At 57.3% G+C, this 20,073-nt stretch carries 17 protein-coding genes; 3 read left to right on the forward strand and 14 right to left on the reverse strand.

Features of this window, described 5'->3' with window-relative positions:
- Positions 1 to 245 precede the first annotated feature (245 nt).
- Positions 246 to 767 carry a hypothetical protein gene (locus ACR0NZ_RS04075; protein WP_480517068.1) on the forward strand — a complete coding sequence of 174 codons (522 nt, stop codon included), beginning with the start codon at positions 246 to 248 and terminating at the stop codon, positions 765 to 767.
- 215 nt (positions 768 to 982) lie between these two features.
- On the opposite strand, the gene ACR0NZ_RS04080 is transcribed toward ACR0NZ_RS04075, so the two are convergent.
- The 4 genes from ACR0NZ_RS04080 to recA all read right to left on the reverse strand — a co-directional run bounded on the left by ACR0NZ_RS04080 (position 983) and on the right by recA (position 6,177).
- Complete coding sequence (locus tag ACR0NZ_RS04080; protein WP_480517070.1) at positions 983 to 1,606, reverse strand: transglutaminase-like cysteine peptidase; 624 nt, start codon at positions 1,604 to 1,606, stop codon at positions 983 to 985.
- 372 nt (positions 1,607 to 1,978) lie between these two features.
- Positions 1,979 to 2,266: a DUF1330 domain-containing protein gene (locus ACR0NZ_RS04085; protein ID WP_480517072.1), complete on the reverse strand. Its 288-nt coding sequence runs from the start codon at positions 2,264 to 2,266 to the stop codon at positions 1,979 to 1,981.
- A gap of 1 nt (position 2,267) precedes the next feature.
- Entirely contained in the window at positions 2,268 to 4,940 is a 2,673-nt protein-coding gene (alaS, locus tag ACR0NZ_RS04090) for an alanine--tRNA ligase (protein ID WP_480517074.1), read from the reverse strand.
- A gap of 169 nt (positions 4,941 to 5,109) precedes the next feature.
- The gene (gene recA, locus ACR0NZ_RS04095; RefSeq protein WP_480472844.1) at positions 5,110 to 6,177 is read right to left on the reverse strand and encodes a recombinase RecA; all 1,068 of its coding nucleotides are present in this window, start codon (positions 6,175 to 6,177) and stop codon (positions 5,110 to 5,112) included.
- Between the two features lie 192 nt (positions 6,178 to 6,369).
- Here recA and ACR0NZ_RS04100 point away from each other — a divergent pair, with 192 nt between their 5' ends.
- Positions 6,370 to 6,963, forward strand: coding sequence for a sulfotransferase family 2 domain-containing protein (locus ACR0NZ_RS04100; RefSeq protein WP_480517076.1), 594 nt, complete (start codon positions 6,370 to 6,372; stop codon positions 6,961 to 6,963).
- Positions 6,964 to 6,967: 4 nt separating this feature from the next.
- On the opposite strand, the gene ACR0NZ_RS04105 is transcribed toward ACR0NZ_RS04100, so the two are convergent.
- From ACR0NZ_RS04105 to guaB, 3 genes are all read right to left on the reverse strand, one after another.
- Positions 6,968 to 9,259 (reverse strand): ATP-binding protein, encoded by a 2,292-nt coding sequence (locus ACR0NZ_RS04105; RefSeq protein WP_480517078.1) that lies wholly within the window; start codon positions 9,257 to 9,259, stop codon positions 6,968 to 6,970.
- A 108-nt stretch (positions 9,260 to 9,367) separates the two neighbouring features.
- Complete coding sequence (locus ACR0NZ_RS04110; RefSeq protein WP_480517080.1) at positions 9,368 to 10,525, reverse strand: RsmB/NOP family class I SAM-dependent RNA methyltransferase; 1,158 nt, start codon at positions 10,523 to 10,525, stop codon at positions 9,368 to 9,370.
- 93 nt (positions 10,526 to 10,618) lie between these two features.
- Positions 10,619 to 12,067, reverse strand: coding sequence for an IMP dehydrogenase (gene guaB / locus ACR0NZ_RS04115; protein WP_480517082.1), 1,449 nt, complete (start codon positions 12,065 to 12,067; stop codon positions 10,619 to 10,621).
- 217 nt (positions 12,068 to 12,284) lie between these two features.
- On the opposite strand from guaB, the gene ACR0NZ_RS04120 reads away from it, so the two are divergent.
- On the forward strand, positions 12,285 to 14,330 hold the full coding sequence (locus ACR0NZ_RS04120) for an ASKHA domain-containing protein (RefSeq protein WP_480517084.1): 2,046 nt from the start codon (positions 12,285 to 12,287) through the stop codon (positions 14,328 to 14,330).
- A gap of 52 nt (positions 14,331 to 14,382) precedes the next feature.
- Here ACR0NZ_RS04120 and ACR0NZ_RS04125 read toward each other — a convergent pair whose 3' ends face one another.
- Genes ACR0NZ_RS04125 through hisD form a run of 7 tightly spaced genes read right to left on the reverse strand, consistent with a single transcriptional unit; the run spans position 14,383 to position 20,065 of the window.
- Positions 14,383 to 15,489, reverse strand: coding sequence for an alpha-hydroxy acid oxidase (locus ACR0NZ_RS04125; protein ID WP_480517086.1), 1,107 nt, complete (start codon positions 15,487 to 15,489; stop codon positions 14,383 to 14,385).
- On the reverse strand, positions 15,489 to 16,043 hold the full coding sequence (gene comE / locus ACR0NZ_RS04130; RefSeq protein ID WP_480517088.1) for a sulfopyruvate decarboxylase subunit beta: 555 nt from the start codon (positions 16,041 to 16,043) through the stop codon (positions 15,489 to 15,491). Before comE ends, ACR0NZ_RS04125 begins: the two co-directional genes overlap by 1 nt.
- Positions 16,040 to 16,546, reverse strand: coding sequence for a sulfopyruvate decarboxylase subunit alpha (gene comD / locus ACR0NZ_RS04135; RefSeq protein ID WP_480517090.1), 507 nt, complete (start codon positions 16,544 to 16,546; stop codon positions 16,040 to 16,042). Before comD ends, comE begins: the two co-directional genes overlap by 4 nt.
- Positions 16,547 to 16,592: 46 nt before the next feature.
- A complete protein-coding gene (locus tag ACR0NZ_RS04140; protein WP_480505127.1) occupies positions 16,593 to 17,003 on the reverse strand; it encodes a universal stress protein in 411 nt (136 codons plus the stop codon).
- Positions 17,004 to 17,026: 23 nt separating this feature from the next.
- Positions 17,027 to 18,007 carry an alcohol dehydrogenase catalytic domain-containing protein gene (locus ACR0NZ_RS04145; RefSeq protein ID WP_480517092.1) on the reverse strand — a complete coding sequence of 327 codons (981 nt, stop codon included), beginning with the start codon at positions 18,005 to 18,007 and terminating at the stop codon, positions 17,027 to 17,029.
- A complete protein-coding gene (locus ACR0NZ_RS04150) occupies positions 18,004 to 18,765 on the reverse strand; it encodes an SDR family NAD(P)-dependent oxidoreductase (protein WP_480517094.1) in 762 nt (253 codons plus the stop codon). The genes ACR0NZ_RS04145 and ACR0NZ_RS04150 overlap by 4 nt, the downstream gene beginning before the upstream one ends.
- Complete coding sequence (hisD, locus tag ACR0NZ_RS04155) at positions 18,758 to 20,065, reverse strand: histidinol dehydrogenase (protein ID WP_480517096.1); 1,308 nt, start codon at positions 20,063 to 20,065, stop codon at positions 18,758 to 18,760. Before hisD ends, ACR0NZ_RS04150 begins: the two co-directional genes overlap by 8 nt.
- Between the last annotated feature and the right edge of the window lie 8 nt (positions 20,066 to 20,073).

The following is a 20,073-nucleotide window of genomic DNA, read 5'->3' on the forward strand; positions in this document are numbered from 1 at the left end:
TTGCTTCCAATTCGACAAAAGACGAAATCAGAAAAACCGGGCCCACTGCCCGGTTTTTATTTGAAAAATAACAGTTTTCTCCATATGGTTGAAGGCTTCTGACACAAGCCTCATCAACAAGATATTGTAGGTGCCCTCAAATTATGGTCAAAACACGTCAGAAGTGTGACGTCCTTCACAAACACCGATACGAGAATGGTGCATAGAAGGACATAGTTTAGTTATCGAGTTCCAAGGAGTTCAAAATGGGTAATAGAGCTCGCAAGTTTCCACTGTTTTTTATTGCGACAACTTTTCTGCTTTCACCTGCCGGTGAAACCTTTGCCGCTGGGACATGTACGGTTGCAACAGCACGGCAATCCGCTGCGTCCGCTCAGGTTTTGTGCGAATGCGATGCTGTGACATCCGGCATGATCCGCTACATTCAACGTCGGCATGACTTCGATCAGATCCTGGCGCGCGTCGGTGCAGAATGCGCCCCGCTGGCAGGCCTGCTAAGTGACTTCCCGACCGCATCAATCGGTGTCTCAGACCAGAGATCCGGGGACGGACCTTCCCAGGAAAACGGCACGCCCCCCAATGGCGGCGGCGGTAATCCAACCGGTGGTGAAGAACCCGGTGGCGAAGAGCCCGGTGGCGAAGAGCCCGGTGGCGAAGAGCCCGGTGGCGAAGAGCCCGGTGGCGAAGAGCCCGGTGGCGAAGAGCCCGGTGGCGAAGAACCCGGTGGCGAAGAACCCGGTGGCGAAGAGCACGAAGAAGACCGATAGAGACGAAATCGAGTATCAGCGAACCGGGCCTAGGAAAGCGGAGCGTATTCGACAGCAAAAGCTTTGCTGGTCAAGGCTTCGGGGCTAGAATACGTCGATACGCAAAACGTTCGGATTAATCCGTCCAAACGTCAGGTCAAAGACTACACTCTTGGGCGCAGATCAAATCTGCGTCTAAGGGCAGGAATTTGTGTATGTCGAAGATTCCGCTGAGATCAGCTGCGCCCGTAAACGCCAACCCATTGACTGGGCCGCTTCGGGTCTTGCATGCGCAGGAACAGATAGCGCGTAGCTGTCCAGGGCTTGATCCGGTTTGTGAGATTGTCCAAGATCAGGTCGCCCTGCGCCGAGCGGTAAACCAGAACCGCATGAGGTGTCCGGCGTGTGTCCAGTACGGTTGCAATCAAAAGCTTACTTGGATCAACCCCCGCATGGATCAGATCTCTTTTCTTCAACAATGCAAAGTCTTCACAATCACCGCCTCTGGGTGTTGGCAATGCCCATCGCTCACGCGTTTTGTACTGAGACTGATCCGTAACTTCCCGGGTCGACGCATTCACGCGACGATTCACTTGATTTACCACCGTCAGCTCTTGGTGGCTGGACAACGTCACCGAACGTTTCGCAGTGCAAGCCCAGTTATATTGGTTGCATAGGTTGATTGCACCTGAAGGCGGAGGCGAAGACGCAACGGTAGGGATAAAAACGCCGTCGGATGCCTGCGCGACAGGTGCGGACGCTATGACGCCGATACACACGGTGCAGATGCCCAATGCGCGCGACGCAACCGATGCAAGCACGGCAACACACCTCTTGGGTAAATTCGTTAATGAAATCATGCGAGGTCCCCGATCCGATGTTCTTCGAGCGATTGCATGTCCAACTGCACCACATTCTGTTTCTTGAAACTATCTGTGATCAGGTGTTACGCGCAATCTTTTGAGAACCTGCAAGCGAAACAGGGCAAAAATTCGTCCGAGAATCTGACAATTTTACGTAAGAATTTTGTTGGCGCGGCCACAATTTGGTCAGGAACCATTCGGTAGAACGTGAGAACCGGAAGATAAGATATTGAAACCTAACAATTATATAAAAAACAGCCCGCTATCGCGGGCTGATCGGCATCAACCAAACATGACATAAGCCGAATCTTGCTTATCCACTGCCGGTTTTCTTGAAATTATCAGTGCCTTGGAAGCAAGGCCCAAATGTCACTCGGTGATTTCTACCACAATCAGTTCACGCTCGCTTGCGCCGCGCGCGTGATTCAGGGCTTGCTGGTACTCATCCGAGTGATAGCATTCAACCGCAACCTCCAGCGACGGGAAGCGCGCCACTACGTTTCGTGGACGTTCCTTGCCTTCCAGCTGAACGTATCGCGCAGCACGGGCGATAAACTCGCCCCCGTGCTTGGCGATGGCCGGTCCGGCCAGTTCGGCGTATTTGCCGTAAGCCTCGGCGTCTGTCACCGTGACATGCGCAATCCAAAGAGCAGGCATATTATCCTCCCAAAACCTGTTGTGCGGCCTTGATTGCCGCATCTGCATTTGATGCATCCTTGCCACCGCCCTGGGCCATGTCAGGACGGCCGCCGCCGCCTTTTCCGCCCAACTCGATCACGGCCGCTTTTACAAGATCCACCGCCGAAATCCGTCCGGTCAGGTCTTCTGTCACACCTGCCGCAACGGCCGCCTTGCCGCCCGTATCCGCAATCAGCAGCACCGCACCCGATCCAAGTCGGCTTTTGTGTTCGTCAATCAACGCAGGAAGGTCCTTGCCTGAAACACCGCTGAGGGCTTGCGCCAGGAATTTCACGCCATTCACATCCCGCGCCTCGGCACCACCGCCCTGACCGGCCCCGCCAGCCATAGCCAGATCCCGGCGCAACTGAGCCACTTCGTTCTGCAAGGCCTTGCGTTCGTCCAGAAGGCTTTTCACGCGCGCCACCACGTCGTCCGGTTGCGCTTTCAGTTCCGATGCGACCTGAGCCAGACGTTGATCTTGCGCCGAAAGATAGCGGAAGGCTTCATCGCCGGTCAGCGCTTCGATCCGGCGCACACCAGCACTGCTGGCGCTGTCACCCAACACAACAAAGGTGCCGATATCACCTGTCTGGCGCACATGTGTGCCGCCACAGAGTTCTATCGACCACGTATCTCCGTTATGGCCTTTTCCTGTTGGCGCCTTACCCATAGAGACAACACGAACCTCGTCACCATATTTCTCGCCGAACAGGGCCTGGGCACCCAATGCGCGCGCGTCGTCGGGTGTCATGACCCGGGTTTCAACAGTCGAATTCTGGCGGATGAAATCGTTCACCTCACGTTCGACTTTTTGGATTTCCTCCAGGCTCAGCGCTTTGGAATGACTGAAGTCGAACCGCAGACGATCCGCCGCGTTCAGCGAACCGCGCTGCGCCACGTGATCACCCAGCGTTTCGCGCAATGCTTCATGCAGCAGGTGCGTGGCCGAGTGATTGGCGCGAATGGCGGAACGGCGGGCATGATCAACCTCAAGCTCTACCGCATCGCCTTTGCGAACAACTCCGCTTTGAACTGCTACCTTATGAGCATAGACCTTGCCGTCGGCAAACTTCCTCGTGTCCTCTACGCGGCTCAGGTGATCGCGATCCTCCAGCCTACGCAACGCGCCAGTATCGCCGACCTGACCGCCGGCCTCTCCGTAGAACGGGGTCTGGTTCACGACGACCCAACCGCTGTTGCCCGCGTCGATCTTGTCAACCAGTGCACCATCAACAACCAGGGCGACAACCTGCGCTTCGGCTTTCTCGGTATCATAGCCCAAGAAATCCGTCGCACCGGCGGTATCCAGCACATCAAACCACACGACCTGATCCGCTGCTTCACCTGACCCGGCCCATGCGGCACGTGCCTTGGCCTTTTGTTCGGCCATCGCGGTGTCAAAACCGTCCGTGTCGACGCTCAGGCCCTTTTCACGCAGCGCATCCTGCGTAAGATCCAGTGGGAAACCATAAGTGTCGTAAAGCTTAAAGGCCGCTTCACCTGACAGGGGTGCCCCCTCGGAAAGCCCTGAAACCTCATCATCCAGCAACTTCAGACCACGATCCAGTGTCTGCTTGAACCGGGTTTCTTCCAGCAGCAGCGTCTCTTCGATAAGCGGTTGCGCCTGTTTCAGTTCAGAATAATGCCCGCCCATCTGCTGCACCAGTGTAGGTACTAGGCGATGCATGACAGGATCCTTGGCGCCCAGCAGGTGCGCATGGCGCATGGCGCGGCGCATGATCCGGCGCAGAACGTATCCGCGACCGTCATTGCTGGGCATCACACCGTCTGCAATCAGGAACGAGGTCGAACGCAGGTGATCCGCGATTACCCTGTGATGCACGTTCTGGTCGCCGTAGGGATCGACACCGGTCGCATCCGCCGAAGCCTCGATCAGGGTCTTGAACAGGTCGGTGTCATAATTGTCATGGCTGCCCTGCAACAGCGCCCCAATCCGTTCGAGCCCCATACCGGTGTCGATGGACTGCATGTCAAGCTCGACCATCGAGCCATCTTCGAACTGCTCGTTCTGCATGAAAACGACGTTCCAGATTTCGATGAACCGGTCGCCATCTTCCTCGGGTGATCCCGGAGGGCCACCCCAGATGTGATCGCCGTGATCATAGAAAATCTCAGTGCACGGACCGCAAGGTCCGGTCGGACCCATCTGCCAGAAATTGTCATTGGTGGCGATGCGGATGATCCGGTCCTCGGGCACACCGACCTTCTTCCAGATTTCAAAGGCTTCATCGTCGGTATGGTAGACCGTGGTCAACAGGCGGGTCTTGTCGATACCGAATTCCCTGGTGATCAGCTCCCATGCAAAAGGGATCGCTTCATGTTTGAAGTAATCCCCGAATGAGAAGTTCCCCAGCATCTCAAAAAACGTGTGGTGACGCGCCGTATAGCCAACATTGTCGAGGTCGTTGTGCTTGCCGCCCGCCCGCACACATTTCTGGGCCGTGGTGGCGCGTTTGTAATCGCGGGTTTCCAGACCGGTAAACAAGTTCTTGAACTGCACCATGCCTGAGTTCACGAACATCAACGTCGGGTCATTGCGCGGCACCAGCGGGCTGGACGCGACGACCTCATGCCCTTGTTTTTCAAAGTAGTTCAGAAAAGTCGATCGGATGTCGTTCAGGGTTGGCATAGGGCTCTCTCGGCGCACATATATCTTGGTCTCCGTTGGTTTAGCCCCCCGTCAAGTGAGTGTCCACAGCAGAGGCACTCTGGAACGAAACAAGGCGACCCGATCAGGCCGCCTTGTTACAACTGTTGCAGTCTTTACGCAGAGGCTACGGATCACCCGCCTCAGGGCATCAGGCCTCCAGAATATCGTCATCCTCGGCAAACCCTGGCGACAAGTCGAATTCCAGCCCATGCGCCGCGCGGATCTTGTCTTCGATATCCAACGCCACCCGGCTGTTTTCCCGCAGGTATTGTTTGGCGTTCTCACGCCCCTGCCCGATCCGCTCATCACCATAGCTGAACCAAGACCCGGACTTTTCGACAACACCGGCTTTGACACCCAAATCCAGCAATTCGCCCATCTTCGAGATGCCTTCGCCATACATGATGTCGAACTCGACCTGCTTGAACGGCGGGGCCACCTTGTTCTTCACAACTTTTACGCGGGTCTGGTTCCCGACCACCTCATCCCGGTCCTTGATCGCGCCAATCCGGCGGATATCCAGCCGAACCGAGCTATAGAATTTCAGCGCGTTGCCACCGGTTGTGGTTTCCGGACTGCCGAACATTACGCCGATCTTCATCCGGATCTGGTTGATGAAGATGACCATGCAGTTCGAGCGGCTGATCGAGCCTGTCAGTTTGCGCATCGCCTGGCTCATCAGTCGGGCCTGCACACCGACACTGCTGTCGCCCATGTCCCCTTCGAGTTCCGATTTCGGCGTCAGGGCAGCGACCGAGTCGACAACAACCATATTGACCGCGCCCGAGCGCACCAGAGTATCCGTGATTTCAAGCGCCTGCTCACCGGTATCGGGCTGCGAGATCAGAAGCTCATCCAGATCAACACCCAGCTTGCGGGCATATTGCGGGTCCAGAGCGTGTTCCGCATCCACGAACGCGCAAACTCCACCCCGCTTTTGCTGCTCAGCTATACAATGAAGGGTCAAAGTGGTTTTGCCCGAGCTCTCAGGCCCGTAAATCTCAACAATACGCCCCATCGGCAGTCCGCCGATACCCAGCGCGATATCCAGACCCAGCGACCCGGTCGAGCTCGCCTCGATGTCCTGCCGGGCATCTTCGCCCAGCTTCATGATCGATCCCTTGCCGAACTGCCGTTCGATCTGGGCCAGCGCACTGTCGAGCGCCTTTTGCTTGTCTGCGTTTTTCTTGTCGCTCATAGTCAGAAGATCCGCCATTGTCCTGTCGCCTTCCCTTTTGTCACACCCTTAATCGGGCGGCAATCGCTGCTTTGTTCGCCTCTTGTTCCTTATGAGATCAAAAAGAGAACATTTCAACCAAAACTTACAGAAATCAGTCTTCTGCAATTGTGTTAAAGAGTCGTTTACGACAATCTGCACAAGTAACATGGCAATTTTTCGGATCGGTAAATGCTTGTTTTTTATAAAGAACGACTGGCTTTTCTTTCTGTCCCCAAGACCGGAAGCACGGCTTATCATACGGCGTTGCGTGACCGGGCAGATCTCATCGTTTCACATCCACCAGAGCTGAAACACGCCCCGGTGCGTCGGTATGACCGGTTTTTCCAGACCATGTTTCGAAAACTGTTTGATACCGAGATGGAAATTATGGCCGTTGTGCGCGAGCCGTTGGATTGGCTGGGCAGCTGGTACCGGTTCCGCAGTCGCGAAGACTTGATAGGTCAACTACGCTCGACACGTGACATGAGTTTTGACGCGTTCGTGCAAGCCTATTTGCAGGACACACGTCCAGAGTTTGCCAATGTCGGCAGCCAGGCGCAATTCTTCCGTACCCGCAACGACAGCGCTGGCGCTCATCATATCTTCAAATACGAAAATCAGGACAAGGTGTTGGGTTTTCTGCAATCACGGCTGGACATGCAGATCGATCTGAAGCGCGAAAACGTTTCGCCTCAGGGAGATTTACATCTGTCACCAGCCACCGAGCAGAAGTTTCGTAGTGCCTTCCCGGAAGAATTTGCGCTGCACAAAGCCGCATTGTGATTCATCAGTTGAGTTGTTGAAACACGGCCTCAGTCAGTTGGTTGAGGGAAAACGGCTTGGGCAGAAAGGTTGAGTTGGCAATATCCGGACCCGTATCGCCGAAAACGCCTTCGGTATACCCGGACACGAAGATCACACGCGCGTCCGGGCGCGTCTCCCTGGCCTTGCGCACCCAGGTCGGCCCGTCCATTCCCGGCATGACTACATCAGTGACGAATACATCAACACTTAACGCGGGATCTTCAAGCAGTCGAAGCGCCTCTTCCGCCGAGTCCGCCTCGAGCACGGTGTAACCCTTCAGCCGCAGGGCGCGCGTTGCAAAAGCACGAACAGGCGCCTCATCCTCGACCAGCAGCACCACGCCCTCACCCTGCCTGGCACTCTGAGATTCGGGCTGGGCTGGCAACTCGGCTTCGACTTCGGTCGCTGTCTCACAAACCGGAAGGAAAACCGTGAACTCGGTACCCCGTCCAATAGCACTGTCGACAAAGATGAAGCCGCCGGTCTGCTTGACGATCCCGTATGCCGTTGACAACCCCAACCCGGTGCCTTCACCAGTTCGTTTCGTCGTGTAGAAGGGTTCGAAAATCTTCTGCAGCTTGTCTGTCGGTATACCAACGCCGCCATCTACAACCTTGACTGTCACATAGTCGCCCGGTTGCACGGTTGCCCTGTCCCGCATCAGAGGTTGCGAAAGGGTCAACACGCTGGTTTCGATACGAATTTCGCCGCCGTCCGGCATGGCATCCCGCGCATTAACGACAAGATTCATCAGCACCTGCTCGAGTTGGCGCTTGTCCGCCCGCACGGGTTTGAGCACCGGATCGTGGCTCAGCGTTAATTGCACCTTTTCGCCAACCAAACGGTTCAGCAGGTGAATAAGGTCCGAGATCGTGTCACGCAGATCCAACACTTCGGGCCTGAGGGTCTGTTTCCGCGAAAACGCCAAAAGCTGACTGACCAACGCGGCGGCCCGGTTGGCATTCTGATTGATCTGCACCAAATCCCCGTAATCCGGGTCATTCTGGTCATGGCGCAACAGCAGCAGATCGCAGTGACCCGAAATGGCTGTCAGCAGGTTGTTGAAATCATGTGCTACACCTCCGGCCAATTGCCCTACGGCCTGCATCTTCTGGCCCTGAACGAATTGAGCTTCCAGCGTCTTCAGTTCAGTCGCATCGTTCAGAACCGCGATCAAGCATATCTTTCCGTCGACAAACACGCGGCTCAGGGTGACTTGAACAAAGATTTCCTTGTCGCCTCTAATGAACTGCAAGAACTCTGATCGCTGCGTTTCTTCATGCGCTTCGGTCCGTTTCAACCAATCCAGCACAGGGCCACTCATGCCCCGCATGATGTCGCTGATGTTACAGCCTTCAAGCTGCTTCTTTCCCAACAGTTTCGCCGCCAGCCGATTACTGTCCAGGATGATGCCGTCCTCGGAAAGCCTGAGAATTGGAACCGGAAGGTCGGAGAAAGACATGACCGCATCCCGTGCGGGCATCTGCGTAATCGGTAACAAACAAAGGCTTCGTTCCGACCCGGATTGAGAAAGTTCGGACACGGCTGCCAGAATATGACCATCGCGGGTCCTGACCGCGTTGACAGCTCCAATCCGCGGTTCTGCTTCGCTGAAAATATCCTGCACTCCGGCAGGGTGCGCACCAAACAAACGCTCGGCCGTGGCATTGACGCGCAATACATCACCTGCGCGTCCAATGGTTACAACCGGCAAGCCAAGGGTTTGCCAACTATACTGTTGAACGTAGTTAAAGCTCCAGCAGAACAGCCCCGGCCTCAATCGATGCACGGAAACTGAAATGGACCGGCCGCCACCGGGAAACTCGCTCTGGGCGCGTCCCGCGGATTGCGCACGTGATTGCAGGCTTAGTAAAATCGCCGATGGATTGGCAAACTTGGAGCGTAAACAGCGGGCCAGGGTTTCGCCCCGTACGGCCCCCAACTTTTTCTCCGCCAGGACGTTCGCGGCCAATATGTCACCATTCCCGTTTGAGATCACAACCGGAGCATCCTCGCGCTCTGCGAAAGCGGCCAAAAGGGCCGATATCTGATGCAAATTCCTGTTTGTAATCGCCCCCTTGATCCCAAACAAAAGCGCCACACCCAACAGGGAGATGCCTGTTGCCAGCAATCCTTTTGTCCAGTCCGACGGCATAAATCCAACCGCAGGTGCCAGGCTGATCAACAGCGCCAGAAACACCAACGACCCGATCCGAAACACCGATGGAGTATTGGCGGCTGAAGGGGCTGGAAAGAACTCAGTGATGTCAGGCATAAACGGCTCGGGCACATGTTTTGCGGTAGTAACAGGTAGAATTGGTTAACACTCGCCTAACGGCGCTAAAAAAAAATTCAGCTACCCAAGGTTGTATTTACTGAAAGATCAGCGCGTCAAGTGTGACGTAAAGAATCCGTCGGACCCGCGCGTTACCTGCCATGCGTGCCGGAAGGTTTCGCGCCAGCCCGCATGTTGCGCCAGAAACCTGTCGACAACCGCATCGTTCTCGTCCGCAAGAACCGAGCATGTCGCATATGCCAGCACTCCACCTGCTTGGACGAACGGCGTGATTTGTGCAAGAATGTCAGCTTGGATGAGCGTGAGATCTTGCAAACGTTCTTCAGTCAATGCCCATTTACCTGCTGGTGCGCGCCGCCACGAACCGCTGCCGGAACACGGGGCGTCGGCCAAAATGACGTCAAAAGGCCCGTGATCGGCAAGCTCTGTGTTGTTCAGGATGGTTATTCTGGCCCCTGCCCGTTCTGCCCGCGCCGGAACATCCTTCATTCGGCGTGCGTTTACATCATGAGCGTACACTTCGACACCCTTGTAGGCCGCAATCGCAAGCGACTTGCCACCGCCTCCGGCGCAGTAGTCCAAAACGCGCATTCCAGGGCGCAGACCCAAGGCAGCAACGACAGCCTGACTTGCCGCATCCTGAAGCTCGACCAAACCCTGAGCGTAAGCCTGACTTAGCGCGATCCGACGCGCCCCTTCTGTCACCTCCAGAGCAGTCTCGCATAACGGTGTTGGACGGGCTGAAATACCGTCGGTCGCCAAAGCATCAATCGCCCGGGTTACATCCGTTTTCAATATATTGACCCGCAGAAAAACCGGGGCGCGCTCTTGCAATGCCAATGCGCAAGGCACGGCGCCATCGTTCAAGGATGCAACGAACCGTGGCCACAGCCAGTTGGGAAGATCATATCTCTCGGCGTCGGATGCAAAATCCCTTGATACTTCGTCATTTTGAAGGGCTTCTGGCGCGTGGCGGTCACCGGTAAACAACTCAACCGGATCTTCACCCGATGCGCGAATTGCGCCGATCATCAGGCCACGGCCAGTTCCGGAACCGCCCAACGCAGCAAACGAGCGTTTGCAACGCAAAGCATCAAACACATGATCGCGAATAGCTGCCCGATCCTTGGAGCCCGCAAACCTGCTGCGCCGTGCCCAACCGGTCAGCGCCTTTTCAACCGGGGCCCCGGCCAGAATGTCGTCCAGAATTTCAATCGAGGCCTGAACGCGGGCAGCAGGTGTCATCACGGATTACCTTGGCTGAAACAGGCCGTGACAGGCCAATCCAAAATCACTACGGCACCCCGTGCATGGGTGCCGTATGTCATGCGCAACGGCTTACATCAGCCGGTAGTTCGGGCTTTCACGTGTGATCTGAACATCGTGTACGTGGCTCTCTTTCAGACCTGCGCCCGTGATCTTCACGAATTGGCAGTTTCTGCGCATCTCTTCGACAGTCGCGCAGCCGGTGTATCCCATCGCAGCGCGCAAACCACCAACAAGCTGGTGGATCACTGCGCTGGCTGATCCTTTGTAAGGAACCTGCCCTTCGATCCCTTCGGGTACCAGCTTGTCATTTGCCGCGTCCTTCTGGAAATACCGATCCGCCGATCCGCGCGCCATCGCACCAAGACTGCCCATACCGCGATAGGATTTGAACGACCGGCCCTGATACAAAATGACCTCACCCGGGCTTTCATCTGTGCCCGCGATCATCGAACCGACCATGGCGCAAGACGCGCCGGCCGCAATTGCCTTGGCAAAATCGCCCGAGAACTTAATGCCACCATCCGCAATGACCGGAACATCCCCCGCCGCAGCCGCACAATCACTGATCGCGGTCAGCTGAGGGACACCAACGCCCGCCACCATGCGAGTTGTACAGATCGAGCCGGGGCCAATGCCCACCTTGATGGCGTCAGCACCCGCGTCGATCAGCGCCTTGGTCGCCTCGCCTGTAGCCACGTTTCCGGCAATGATCTGAACCTCGTTCGACAGAGTCTTGACCCGTCTGACCGCATCCAGCACCCCCTGAGAGTGACCATGCGCCGTATCGACGACGATGATATCCACGCCCGAAGCCACCAGCTGCTCGGACCGCTCAAAACCCGCGTCCCCAACCGAAGTCGCGGCAGCCACTCGCAGGCGGCCAAGCCGGTCTTTGCACGCAGTTGGGTTCAGAACCGCCTGTTCGGTGTCTTTCAGCGTTAGCAGACCTGTCAGTTTTCCCGTGCCGTCGACCACCAGCAGCTTTTCGATACGACGGGCCCGCATCAGGCTTTTGGCCTCTTCCAGATCGGCGGGTTCTTTCAGCATTGCCAGGTTTTCCGAGGTCATCATCGCCTTGATCGGCGTGTCTTCGGAATTGGCAAAGCGCATATCCCGGTTGGTTACGATACCAACCACGCGACCATCCGCGTCAACTACCGGGAAACCGGTGAAATTATAGCGCTCGACCAGAGCCTTCGCATCGGCCAGGGTCTGATCCGCGCGCAAGGTAACAGGGCTATAGACGATACCCGACTCGAACCGTTTGACGCGGCGAACCTCGCGAGACTGCTCTTCTACGGAAAGGTTCTTGTGGATGACCCCAATACCGCCTGCCTGTGCCATGGCAATGGCCATGCGCGCCTCGGTCACCGTGTCCATGGCCGAGCTCAGCAGCGGGATGTTCATGGTAATCTCACGCGTGACACGCGTGGTTGTGTCCGCTGTTGCCGGCAGCACTGAAGATGCGGCCGGAACCAGAAGAACGTCGTCAAAGGTGAGTGCCTCACGAATCTGCATCTGAATACCCCATGCAAAAGCCCGTTTGGCGGTGACCCTATTGCATGGATTGAACCAAAGGAAAAGCCCTTGGGGGCAACTCTGTGGCTCCAGTTGCCTATACAGCCAAAGAAAACGACGCATGCCGCGCAAATCGTGCCGCTGTTAGCCCTTTCCCTTTGCGCTCAAACCCATATCTTGCCGGGAAAACGCGCGAACACAAAAAGGCATGTCACTCATGACCACCGACCCACTTGTCGTCTTTACCCCGTCTGGCAAACGCGGGCATTTTCCTGTCGGCACGCCAATTCTGACCGCAGCCCGCCAATTGGGAGTGGATCTGGATTCGGTCTGCGGGGGCCGTGGTATCTGTTCAAAGTGTCAGATCACCCCAAGCTATGGCGAGTTTCCCAAGCACGGCGTCACGGTGTCCCAGGATGCGCTGAGCGAATGGAACGCGGTCGAGCAGCGATATGACGACAAGCGTGGCCTGAAACCCGGTCGTCGTCTGGGCTGTCAGGCCTCGGTTCAGGGCGATGTCGTGATCGACGTGCCGCCGGAAAGCCAGGTACATCGTCAGGTCGTTCGCAAAGCCGCCACCGCACGCGCCATCACCATGGATCCGGCAACTCGTCTGTATTTCGTGGTAGTCGAAGAACCCGACATGCATTCGCCAACCGGTGATCTGGAGCGCCTTGAACGCGCGCTGCGCGAACAGTGGAATATTGACGCGGTCACGGCGGACCTGTCACTTTTGTCCAAGTTGCAACCGGTTCTGCGCAAAGGCAAATGGGAAGTCACTGTGGCCGTTCACAAAGGTCACAAGGACAGCGTCGCACGCATTGTCGAAATCTGGCCCGGCTTGCACGAAGGCGGTCTGTATGGGCTGGCCATCGACCTTGGCTCAACTACGATTGCTGCTCACCTGACCGACTTGGAAACCGGCGAGGTCAAGGCCTCATCGGGCCTGATGAACCCGCAAATCCGCTTTGGCGAAGACCTGATGAGCCGTGTTTCATATTCCATGATGAACCCCGGCGGGGATCAGGAAATGACAAAAGCCGTGCGCGAGGCGATCAATGATCTGACCACCTCAATCGCTGAAGAAGCCGGCATTGACACCGCGCTGATCGTGGAAACGGTGTTTGTCTGCAACCCGGTCATGCACCATCTGCTTCTGGGTCTGGACCCGGTGGAGCTGGGTCAGGCGCCCTTTGCCCTGGCCACGTCCGAGTCGATGTCCCTGTCCGCACGCGAGATGGAACTGACCAACATGAACCCTCGCGCGCAGGTCTATATCCTACCTTGCATCGCGGGCCATGTAGGCGCGGATTGTGCGGCGGTTGCCCTGTCCGAGGAACCCGGTATTTCCGAGGATTTGGTTCTGATCGTCGATGTGGGCACCAATGCCGAAATCCTGCTGGGCAACACCAGCCGCGTTCTGGCCTGTTCCTCACCCACCGGGCCTGCGTTTGAAGGCGCTCAGATCAGTTCTGGCCAGCGCGCAGCACCCGGCGCGATCGAGCGGATCGAAATCGACCCCCTTACCAAGGATCCCCGCTTTCGCATCATCGGGTCCGAGAAGTGGTCGGACGAAGACGGCTTTGACCTTGATGTCGCCACCACTGGTATCACCGGTATCTGCGGCTCGGGCATTATCGAAGCTGTGGCCGAGATGCGTATGGCCGGCCTTCTGGATGAAAGCGGCCTGATCGGATCGGCCGAGCAGACTGGAACGGCCCGCTGCATCCCTGAAGGACGCACACACGCTTACCTGATTCACGATGCCAGCGCCGAAGGTGGCCCCCGCATCACTGTCACGCAAGGCGACATCCGCGCCATCCAACTGGCCAAATCCGCGCTTTATGCCGGTGCGCGTCTGCTGATGGACGAGATGGAAGTCGACAAGGTGGATCGAGTGGTTCTGGCCGGTGCCTTTGGCGCCCATATTTCAACCAAGCACGCCATGGTTCTGGGCATGATCCCTGATGCTCCGCTGGACAAGGTCACCAGCGCGGGTAACGCCGCTGGTACAGGCGCGCGGATTGCGCTGTGCAATATCGGATCACGCGCTGAAATCGAACGCGTCGTGCGCGAGATCACCAAGATCGAAACCGCAATTGAGCCGAAGTTCCAAGATCATTTCGTGGCCGCCAACGCGATCCCGCACAAGACCGATTCGTTCCCGGAACTGGCGCAGGTTGTCACGTTGCCCAATCCAAGCTTCAACACAGGTGGAGAAAGCGAAACAGGCGGTGGACGCCGTCGCAGACGTCGCGGTTAACCAGCATTGGAACGACTCGCAGGTACGCCTCGGGTCGTTCCCTAAACTGGTTTCAGGTCGCGCTCCGCACCTCGTCCTGCGACGAAACGCCCATCTGCGCCATGGCAATACTCATTTCATCACTCAGCACAGACCACAGCTGCTCAAGCCCTTCCTCCCCTTCTGCCGCGATTGCAAATTGCAGGATGCGGCCGAAGAAGGCAAAATCTGCCCCGTTTACCAAGGCTTTCAAAACATCCTCGCCCGAGCGCAAACCGCTGTCGTAAAACAGCGGATAATCCGGACCGACGGCGTTCCGAATTTCTGGCAATACGGCAATCGGCGCTGGCGCACTGTCCAACTGGCGCCCTCCGTGGCTTGAGACCTGAATGGCATCGACACCTGCCGACTTGAGGCGCAACGCGTCTTCAGCATCCAGAACGCCTTTGACCACCAGCTTCCCGGCCCACTGTTCGCGCAGACGGGACAAAGTCTCCCAAGTCGCCTTGGCCCGGCTTTCCCGACGATCAAAATCATATCCGTCCATCAGGAAATTCGCCATACCGGGCTTGCCCCGCAGCAGCGTGGACAGCGACCACCGCGGATGAAGCGCAAAATCAAGCACCTGTTTCGGGCCCATTTTGAACGGCATCCTGAACCCATGGCGCAATTCACGCGGGCGACGCCCCACTTCGGGCACGTCCACCGTCAGCACCAGTGTTTCGTACCCCGCTGACTTTGCGCGCTCGACCAGCTTGAATGTACCACTGCCATCACCGCTGAAATACAGTTGAAACCAGGCATGTCCTTCTGCCTCGAGAATCAGGTCTTCCATCGGAGTCGATGCGACGGTTGATACCCCAAGCGGCACCTCGTACCGCGCCGCAAGACGTGCCAGCATCAGGTCTGCACCGGGGGCCGACAGGTTGCACATACCCATCGGTGCGATGCCAAACGGGCGCTGGGTCGACCTGCCAAAGACGGAACAAGCAAGCGACCTTTCACTGACGTCTTTCAGAATCCGTGGACGAAGGATCTGCGCATCCAGTGCAGCCCTGTTTCGGGTTGCGCCAACCTCGGCCCCGGCAGACCCATCGATATAGTCAAACACCATCCACGGCAGGCGCCGCCGGGCCAGGCGGCGCGCGTCTTCGGAACTGTGGATAGCGCTGGATAGCATCAGGCCTGTACGGCCTTCATGAACCGGTCGCGGATCACCACCGGATCCATCGTGATAACCGGCATCTTGGCGTTTCCGCTTTCGCACTTGGCCACGATGATGGTCATCTGTTTCGATCCCAGCGCTTCTTGCAGCACGCGGCCGGTATCTTCGGCCTGACATTCGATTACGCGCTCGCATCCTGCGGCTTCCGCCATTTTAGCCAGAGAGGTCTTCTGCCCCGCATATGTCGGCTGATCCCCAGTGGACCCGTACGACCCATTGTCGACGATCAACAGGATATAGTTGTCCGCCACGTTATTGGCGATGGTCGGCAAGGTACCCAGATTGGTCAGGACCGACCCGTCCCCATCGATCACGATAACCGGCTTGGGCTGCGACAAGGCCAGACCCAGACCGATGGATGAGGCCAGTCCCATCGTGCCCAGCATGTAGAAATTGGTGGGCTGGTCGTCGATGGCATGCAGTTCCTGACTTGGAATGCCGATGTTACAAACAACAAGCTGATCGCGCAGGATCGGAGCGATTTCTTTCAGAATTTCAGAACGGATCATTGGTCGCCATAGCCTCCCCAGAAACTGGCATCGGTCAGAATGGCGACCGGTTTGTTGCACATAAAGGTGTATTTGAGGATCGCGTCGAGTTCCTCAACATCTGACTGATGGTGGAAGTGATAAGTCGGGATATTCAACTGAGCCAACAGCGCTTTTGTATGCACGGCCATTTCAACCTGGCAGGCAACCGGTTCGCGCAGCTCTCCGCGATAGGAAATCAGCATGGGCAAAGGCATGCGATAATACTGGATCAGTGTCGCCAGCGTGTTGATCGTCACACCGATTGCGGTGTTTTGCATGATGATCGCGGGACGCTTGCCGCCCATCCATGCCCCAGCGCACAGGCCCATCCCCTCGTCTTCCTTGTTGGACGGGATGTGATGGATGTCCTCTCGCTGGTCGATTTCAGCGATGACGCCTGCCAGTTGCTTGCAGGGGACGGTGGTGACAAACGAGATATCGTTGGCCACCAGATCGTCGGTTATCTTCTTGTCTATGTTCATGGTCGGGCTGTTGGTCCTGTTGGGGCGCATGGCGCGATGAAGGAAATCAGGTTCTGCGGTGTACGTGTACAGCGCAGGGGGCATGACGAACGACGCGTGACGCTGTCGATCCCAAAAAATAGTCGCTCAGGTCCGGTTTGTGCGAACCTATAACAATGCAGTCCACATTGTTGCTGGTCGCGTAGTCAATGATGGTGCGGGCGGTGTGCCCTTTGATGATTTCGGCTTTCACACCATCCAGCCCGTCAACCTTTTGCAACAATGCCCGCCTCGCACGTTCGAACCCTTCGGCCACTGCGGACTTGTCCAGATAGGCGCTGACCGATCCCTGTGGCATTTCGTAGACATGTAAGCCTATGATCTCGGCCCCGTTTTCCGATAAGGCACGCGCGACTTCCAGCGTATGTTGTGAAATGCCGTGATCCAAAGCCATCGGGACCAGAATTTTCTTGTACATGGTGGCCTCCAGTTCTGTCGGGTTTATCCCCAGGGTCTCAGGATAATCTTCGGTGCGGCTACGGAGCCAGAGCGGATATCGCGAAACGCCTGGGCGCCATCGGCCAGTGCACGCTCTTCAACCCAATTCAGGGCGCCAAGACGGCCGTCAAAGATCGCTTGAGCGGTGTCGCGGAAATCCTGCGCGGAGTAGGTGTAGGATCCGATAAAGGTAATTTCCTGCAAGGTCATGCGACGCACGTCCAGACCTCCGGCATCTTCACCGAATCCGACATGCACGATCACGCCGCCCGGCGCGGCCATGGCCGAAGCGACCGACCGTGTCGCGGCATATCCGACAGCATCAATGACCAACGGGAAAGACCCATTGGGCGCATCCACGAGTGCAAAACTTTCGATTTCCGCCAGAAAAGCCCGGCGCAACGCGTTTGGTTCCGCGATTGTAACGTCTTCAATGCCCTGTGCCCGCAGGGCCAAGGCCGCCGCAAGGCCAATGGCCCCACCGCCAATCACCAAGGCGCGGCGGTCCATCGCAGAATGCAGAGCCTCGATCCCCAATCTGACTGCGTGCCAGCTTACCGCCAGAGGTTCGGCCAGCGCAGCTTTGGCGAAAGAGACATCCTCGGGCACGTCGACAAGATTTCTGCCGGGCATCGAGACATATTGCGCGAACGCCCCTTCGCGCGGCGGCATCGAGATGATCTGTCGGTTCGGGCACAGATTCTCGCGACCCGTCCGACATGCAGCGCATAGACCACAGCTTACCAGCGGGTTGATCGTCACCCGATCACCAGCGCGGATACCATCAGCGATGACACCGGCTGCCTCGTGCCCGAGGATCAGAGGCGCTGGGCGACGTGTATCATGGCCCAGATAAGCGTGCATGTCCGATCCGCAGATGCCAACCGCCTCGACCCGGATCAGGTGTTCCGATGCGCCCGGTTCAGCATTCGGCACATCGTCGAACACCATTTGTTCAACACCTTTGTAAACCAGAGCCTTCATTTGGCTGTAAACCCTCCGTCAACCATCAAAACCTGCCCCGTGACATAGTCGGACGCCCGAGAGCATAAGAACAAGATCGGCCCGTCAATATCCTGCATCCGCCCATTGCGTCCGATACAGGTTTGCTCGGCGTTCCGTTCTGCGCGCTTGGAGTCGTCGAACACGGCCTGCGTCAGTTCGGTGGGGAAGAACCCCGGCCCGATGGCGTTGGCGGTTATGCCAAAGGGCGACCAGGCCTCGGCCATGGCGCGTGTCAACTGCCCGATCCCCGCCTTGGATGCGCCATAGGCTATACCACCAGGAAAAGCGCGCGTTGTTTGCAGCGAGGCGAAATTGACAATACGCCCCCACCCCTTTTCCTTCATCGCCGGAACCATCGCCTGGCTGAGGAAGAACGGTGCGCTGAGGTTTAGGGCAAGCGTGGCATCCCACCCCTCAGGAGTAACATCATCCGCAGCCTCACGCGTGTTCACCCCAGCCGCATGGACTAGAATATCGGGGGGGTCAAACTTGGAAGCGACGGCCTGCGTCAGCGCATTCACCCCATCGCGATCTGCAACGTCTGCAACAACCGCTGCAGCGCGCGTGCCAATCTCGGCCTGCATCTGCGCCAATGCCTCGCTGCGCCGGGCTACGCCGACAACACGCGCACCGGCAGCGGCAAGAGTCCGAGCCACTTGCCGCCCAAGCCCCGAGCTGGCACCGGTGATACACGCCACCCGGCCTGTCAGGTCGAATAAAGTGCGCGGGTCATCCATCGGCGGTCAAGTCGAACTGCTCGTCCGGGAAATACTTCGCAAGACGCACATCTGCGGCGCGGGCGTGACCTTCCATTCCTTCCAACCGCGATATCCGCGCGGTCGCTTCGGCAATGGGCTTCGACCCTTCGCGCGTGGCCCGCTGCCAAGTAACTATCTTCATGTACTTATGGACACTCAACCCGCCAGTATAGCTGGCCGCGCCCGATGTTGGCAGAACATGGTTCGTACCGGTCGCCTTATCACCGTATGACACGGTGGTTTCCTCGCCCAGAAACAGCGATCCATAACAGGTCAGCCGTTCCAGCCACCAGTCCAGATCCTCAGCCTGAACCGTCAGATGCTCAGGTGCATATTCGTCGGAACAGGCGGCCATCTCTTCGCGGTTGGAACAGACGATAACCTCGGCATAGTCGCGCCATGCGGCCGAGGCGTTTTCGCGGTTCAATTCTGGCAGATCGGCGATTAGCGCAGGCACCAGTTCCATCACTTTTTGCGCAAGGCCACGATCATCAGTGACCAGCCAGACCGGTGAGTTGTATCCGTGCTCCGCCTGACTGACCAAATCGGTGGCGACGACATGCGCATCGGCAGACTGATCGGCAAGGATCAAACTGTCGGTCGGACCTGCGATCATGTCGATACCAACCTTGCCGTATAGGATGCGCTTGGCTTCGGCCACGAATTGATTGCCGGGGCCCACAAGGATGTTGGCGCGTGGCAAACCAAACAGACCGTAGGTCATGGCGGCAACGCCCTGCACGCCCCCCATAGCCAGAATGCTGTCGGCCCCACTGATATGGGCCGCATAAACGATGGCAGGCGCAACCCCTTCGCCAGGGCGCGGAGGCGAGCAGGCCGTGATGTGGCGACATCCCGCAACCTTGGCGGTGGTCACTGTCATAATTGCGCTGGCGATGTGGCTGTATCGCCCACCCGGCACGTAACACCCCGCAGCATCCACTGGAATTGCCTTCTGCCCAGCAACGAAGCCCGGCACGATCTCAGTCTGGACGTCAGAAACGGTGGCTTTTTGCGTCTCGGCAAAGCGCCGAACGTTGTCGTGTGCGAAACGGATGTCGGCCTTCAGCTTTTCGGAAACTTTTGCACAGGCGGCCTCAATCTCAGCTGGGGTCAGCAAGACATTCCCTTCGTACTTGTCGAACTTGGCGGCATATTCTCTTGCCTTTGCATCACCGCCCGCCTCGATATCGGTCAGAATGGTCTTCACCGTATCATGCACCTCTGAGGCGTGTGATTGAGCCGTTAAAGTTGCCTTTTTCAGATATTCGCGAGGCATGTTCAGCA

The organism is Ruegeria sp. AE3 (assembly GCF_056542225.1).

Excerpts from the sequence above, each read along its gene's own strand:
- comE (WP_480517088.1), bottom strand. The coding sequence starts at position 16,043 with ATGATCCGTTCTGAAATTCTGAAAGAAATCGCTCCGATCCTGCGCGAT.
- recA (WP_480472844.1), bottom strand. The coding sequence starts at position 6,177 with ATGGCGGATCTTCTGACTATGAGCGACAAGAAAAACGCAGACAAGCAA.
- ACR0NZ_RS04080 (WP_480517070.1), bottom strand. The coding sequence starts at position 1,606 with ATGATTTCATTAACGAATTTACCCAAGAGGTGTGTTGCCGTGCTTGCA.
- ACR0NZ_RS04085 (WP_480517072.1), bottom strand. The coding sequence starts at position 2,266 with ATGCCTGCTCTTTGGATTGCGCATGTCACGGTGACAGACGCCGAGGCT.
- ACR0NZ_RS04100 (WP_480517076.1), top strand. The coding sequence starts at position 6,370 with ATGCTTGTTTTTTATAAAGAACGACTGGCTTTTCTTTCTGTCCCCAAG.
- ACR0NZ_RS04105 (WP_480517078.1), bottom strand. The coding sequence starts at position 9,259 with ATGCCTGACATCACTGAGTTCTTTCCAGCCCCTTCAGCCGCCAATACT.
- hisD (WP_480517096.1), bottom strand. The coding sequence starts at position 20,065 with ATGCCTCGCGAATATCTGAAAAAGGCAACTTTAACGGCTCAATCACAC.
- alaS (WP_480517074.1), bottom strand. The coding sequence starts at position 4,940 with ATGCCAACCCTGAACGACATCCGATCGACTTTTCTGAACTACTTTGAA.
- ACR0NZ_RS04075 (WP_480517068.1), top strand. The coding sequence starts at position 246 with ATGGGTAATAGAGCTCGCAAGTTTCCACTGTTTTTTATTGCGACAACT.
- ACR0NZ_RS04140 (WP_480505127.1), bottom strand. The coding sequence starts at position 17,003 with ATGTACAAGAAAATTCTGGTCCCGATGGCTTTGGATCACGGCATTTCA.
- comD (WP_480517090.1), bottom strand. The coding sequence starts at position 16,546 with ATGAACATAGACAAGAAGATAACCGACGATCTGGTGGCCAACGATATC.
- ACR0NZ_RS04150 (WP_480517094.1), bottom strand. The coding sequence starts at position 18,765 with ATGGATGACCCGCGCACTTTATTCGACCTGACAGGCCGGGTGGCGTGT.
- ACR0NZ_RS04125 (WP_480517086.1), bottom strand. The coding sequence starts at position 15,489 with ATGCTATCCAGCGCTATCCACAGTTCCGAAGACGCGCGCCGCCTGGCC.
- ACR0NZ_RS04110 (WP_480517080.1), bottom strand. The coding sequence starts at position 10,525 with ATGACACCTGCTGCCCGCGTTCAGGCCTCGATTGAAATTCTGGACGAC.
- ACR0NZ_RS04145 (WP_480517092.1), bottom strand. The coding sequence starts at position 18,007 with ATGAAGGCTCTGGTTTACAAAGGTGTTGAACAAATGGTGTTCGACGAT.
- guaB (WP_480517082.1), bottom strand. The coding sequence starts at position 12,067 with ATGCAGATTCGTGAGGCACTCACCTTTGACGACGTTCTTCTGGTTCCG.
- ACR0NZ_RS04120 (WP_480517084.1), top strand. The coding sequence starts at position 12,285 with ATGACCACCGACCCACTTGTCGTCTTTACCCCGTCTGGCAAACGCGGG.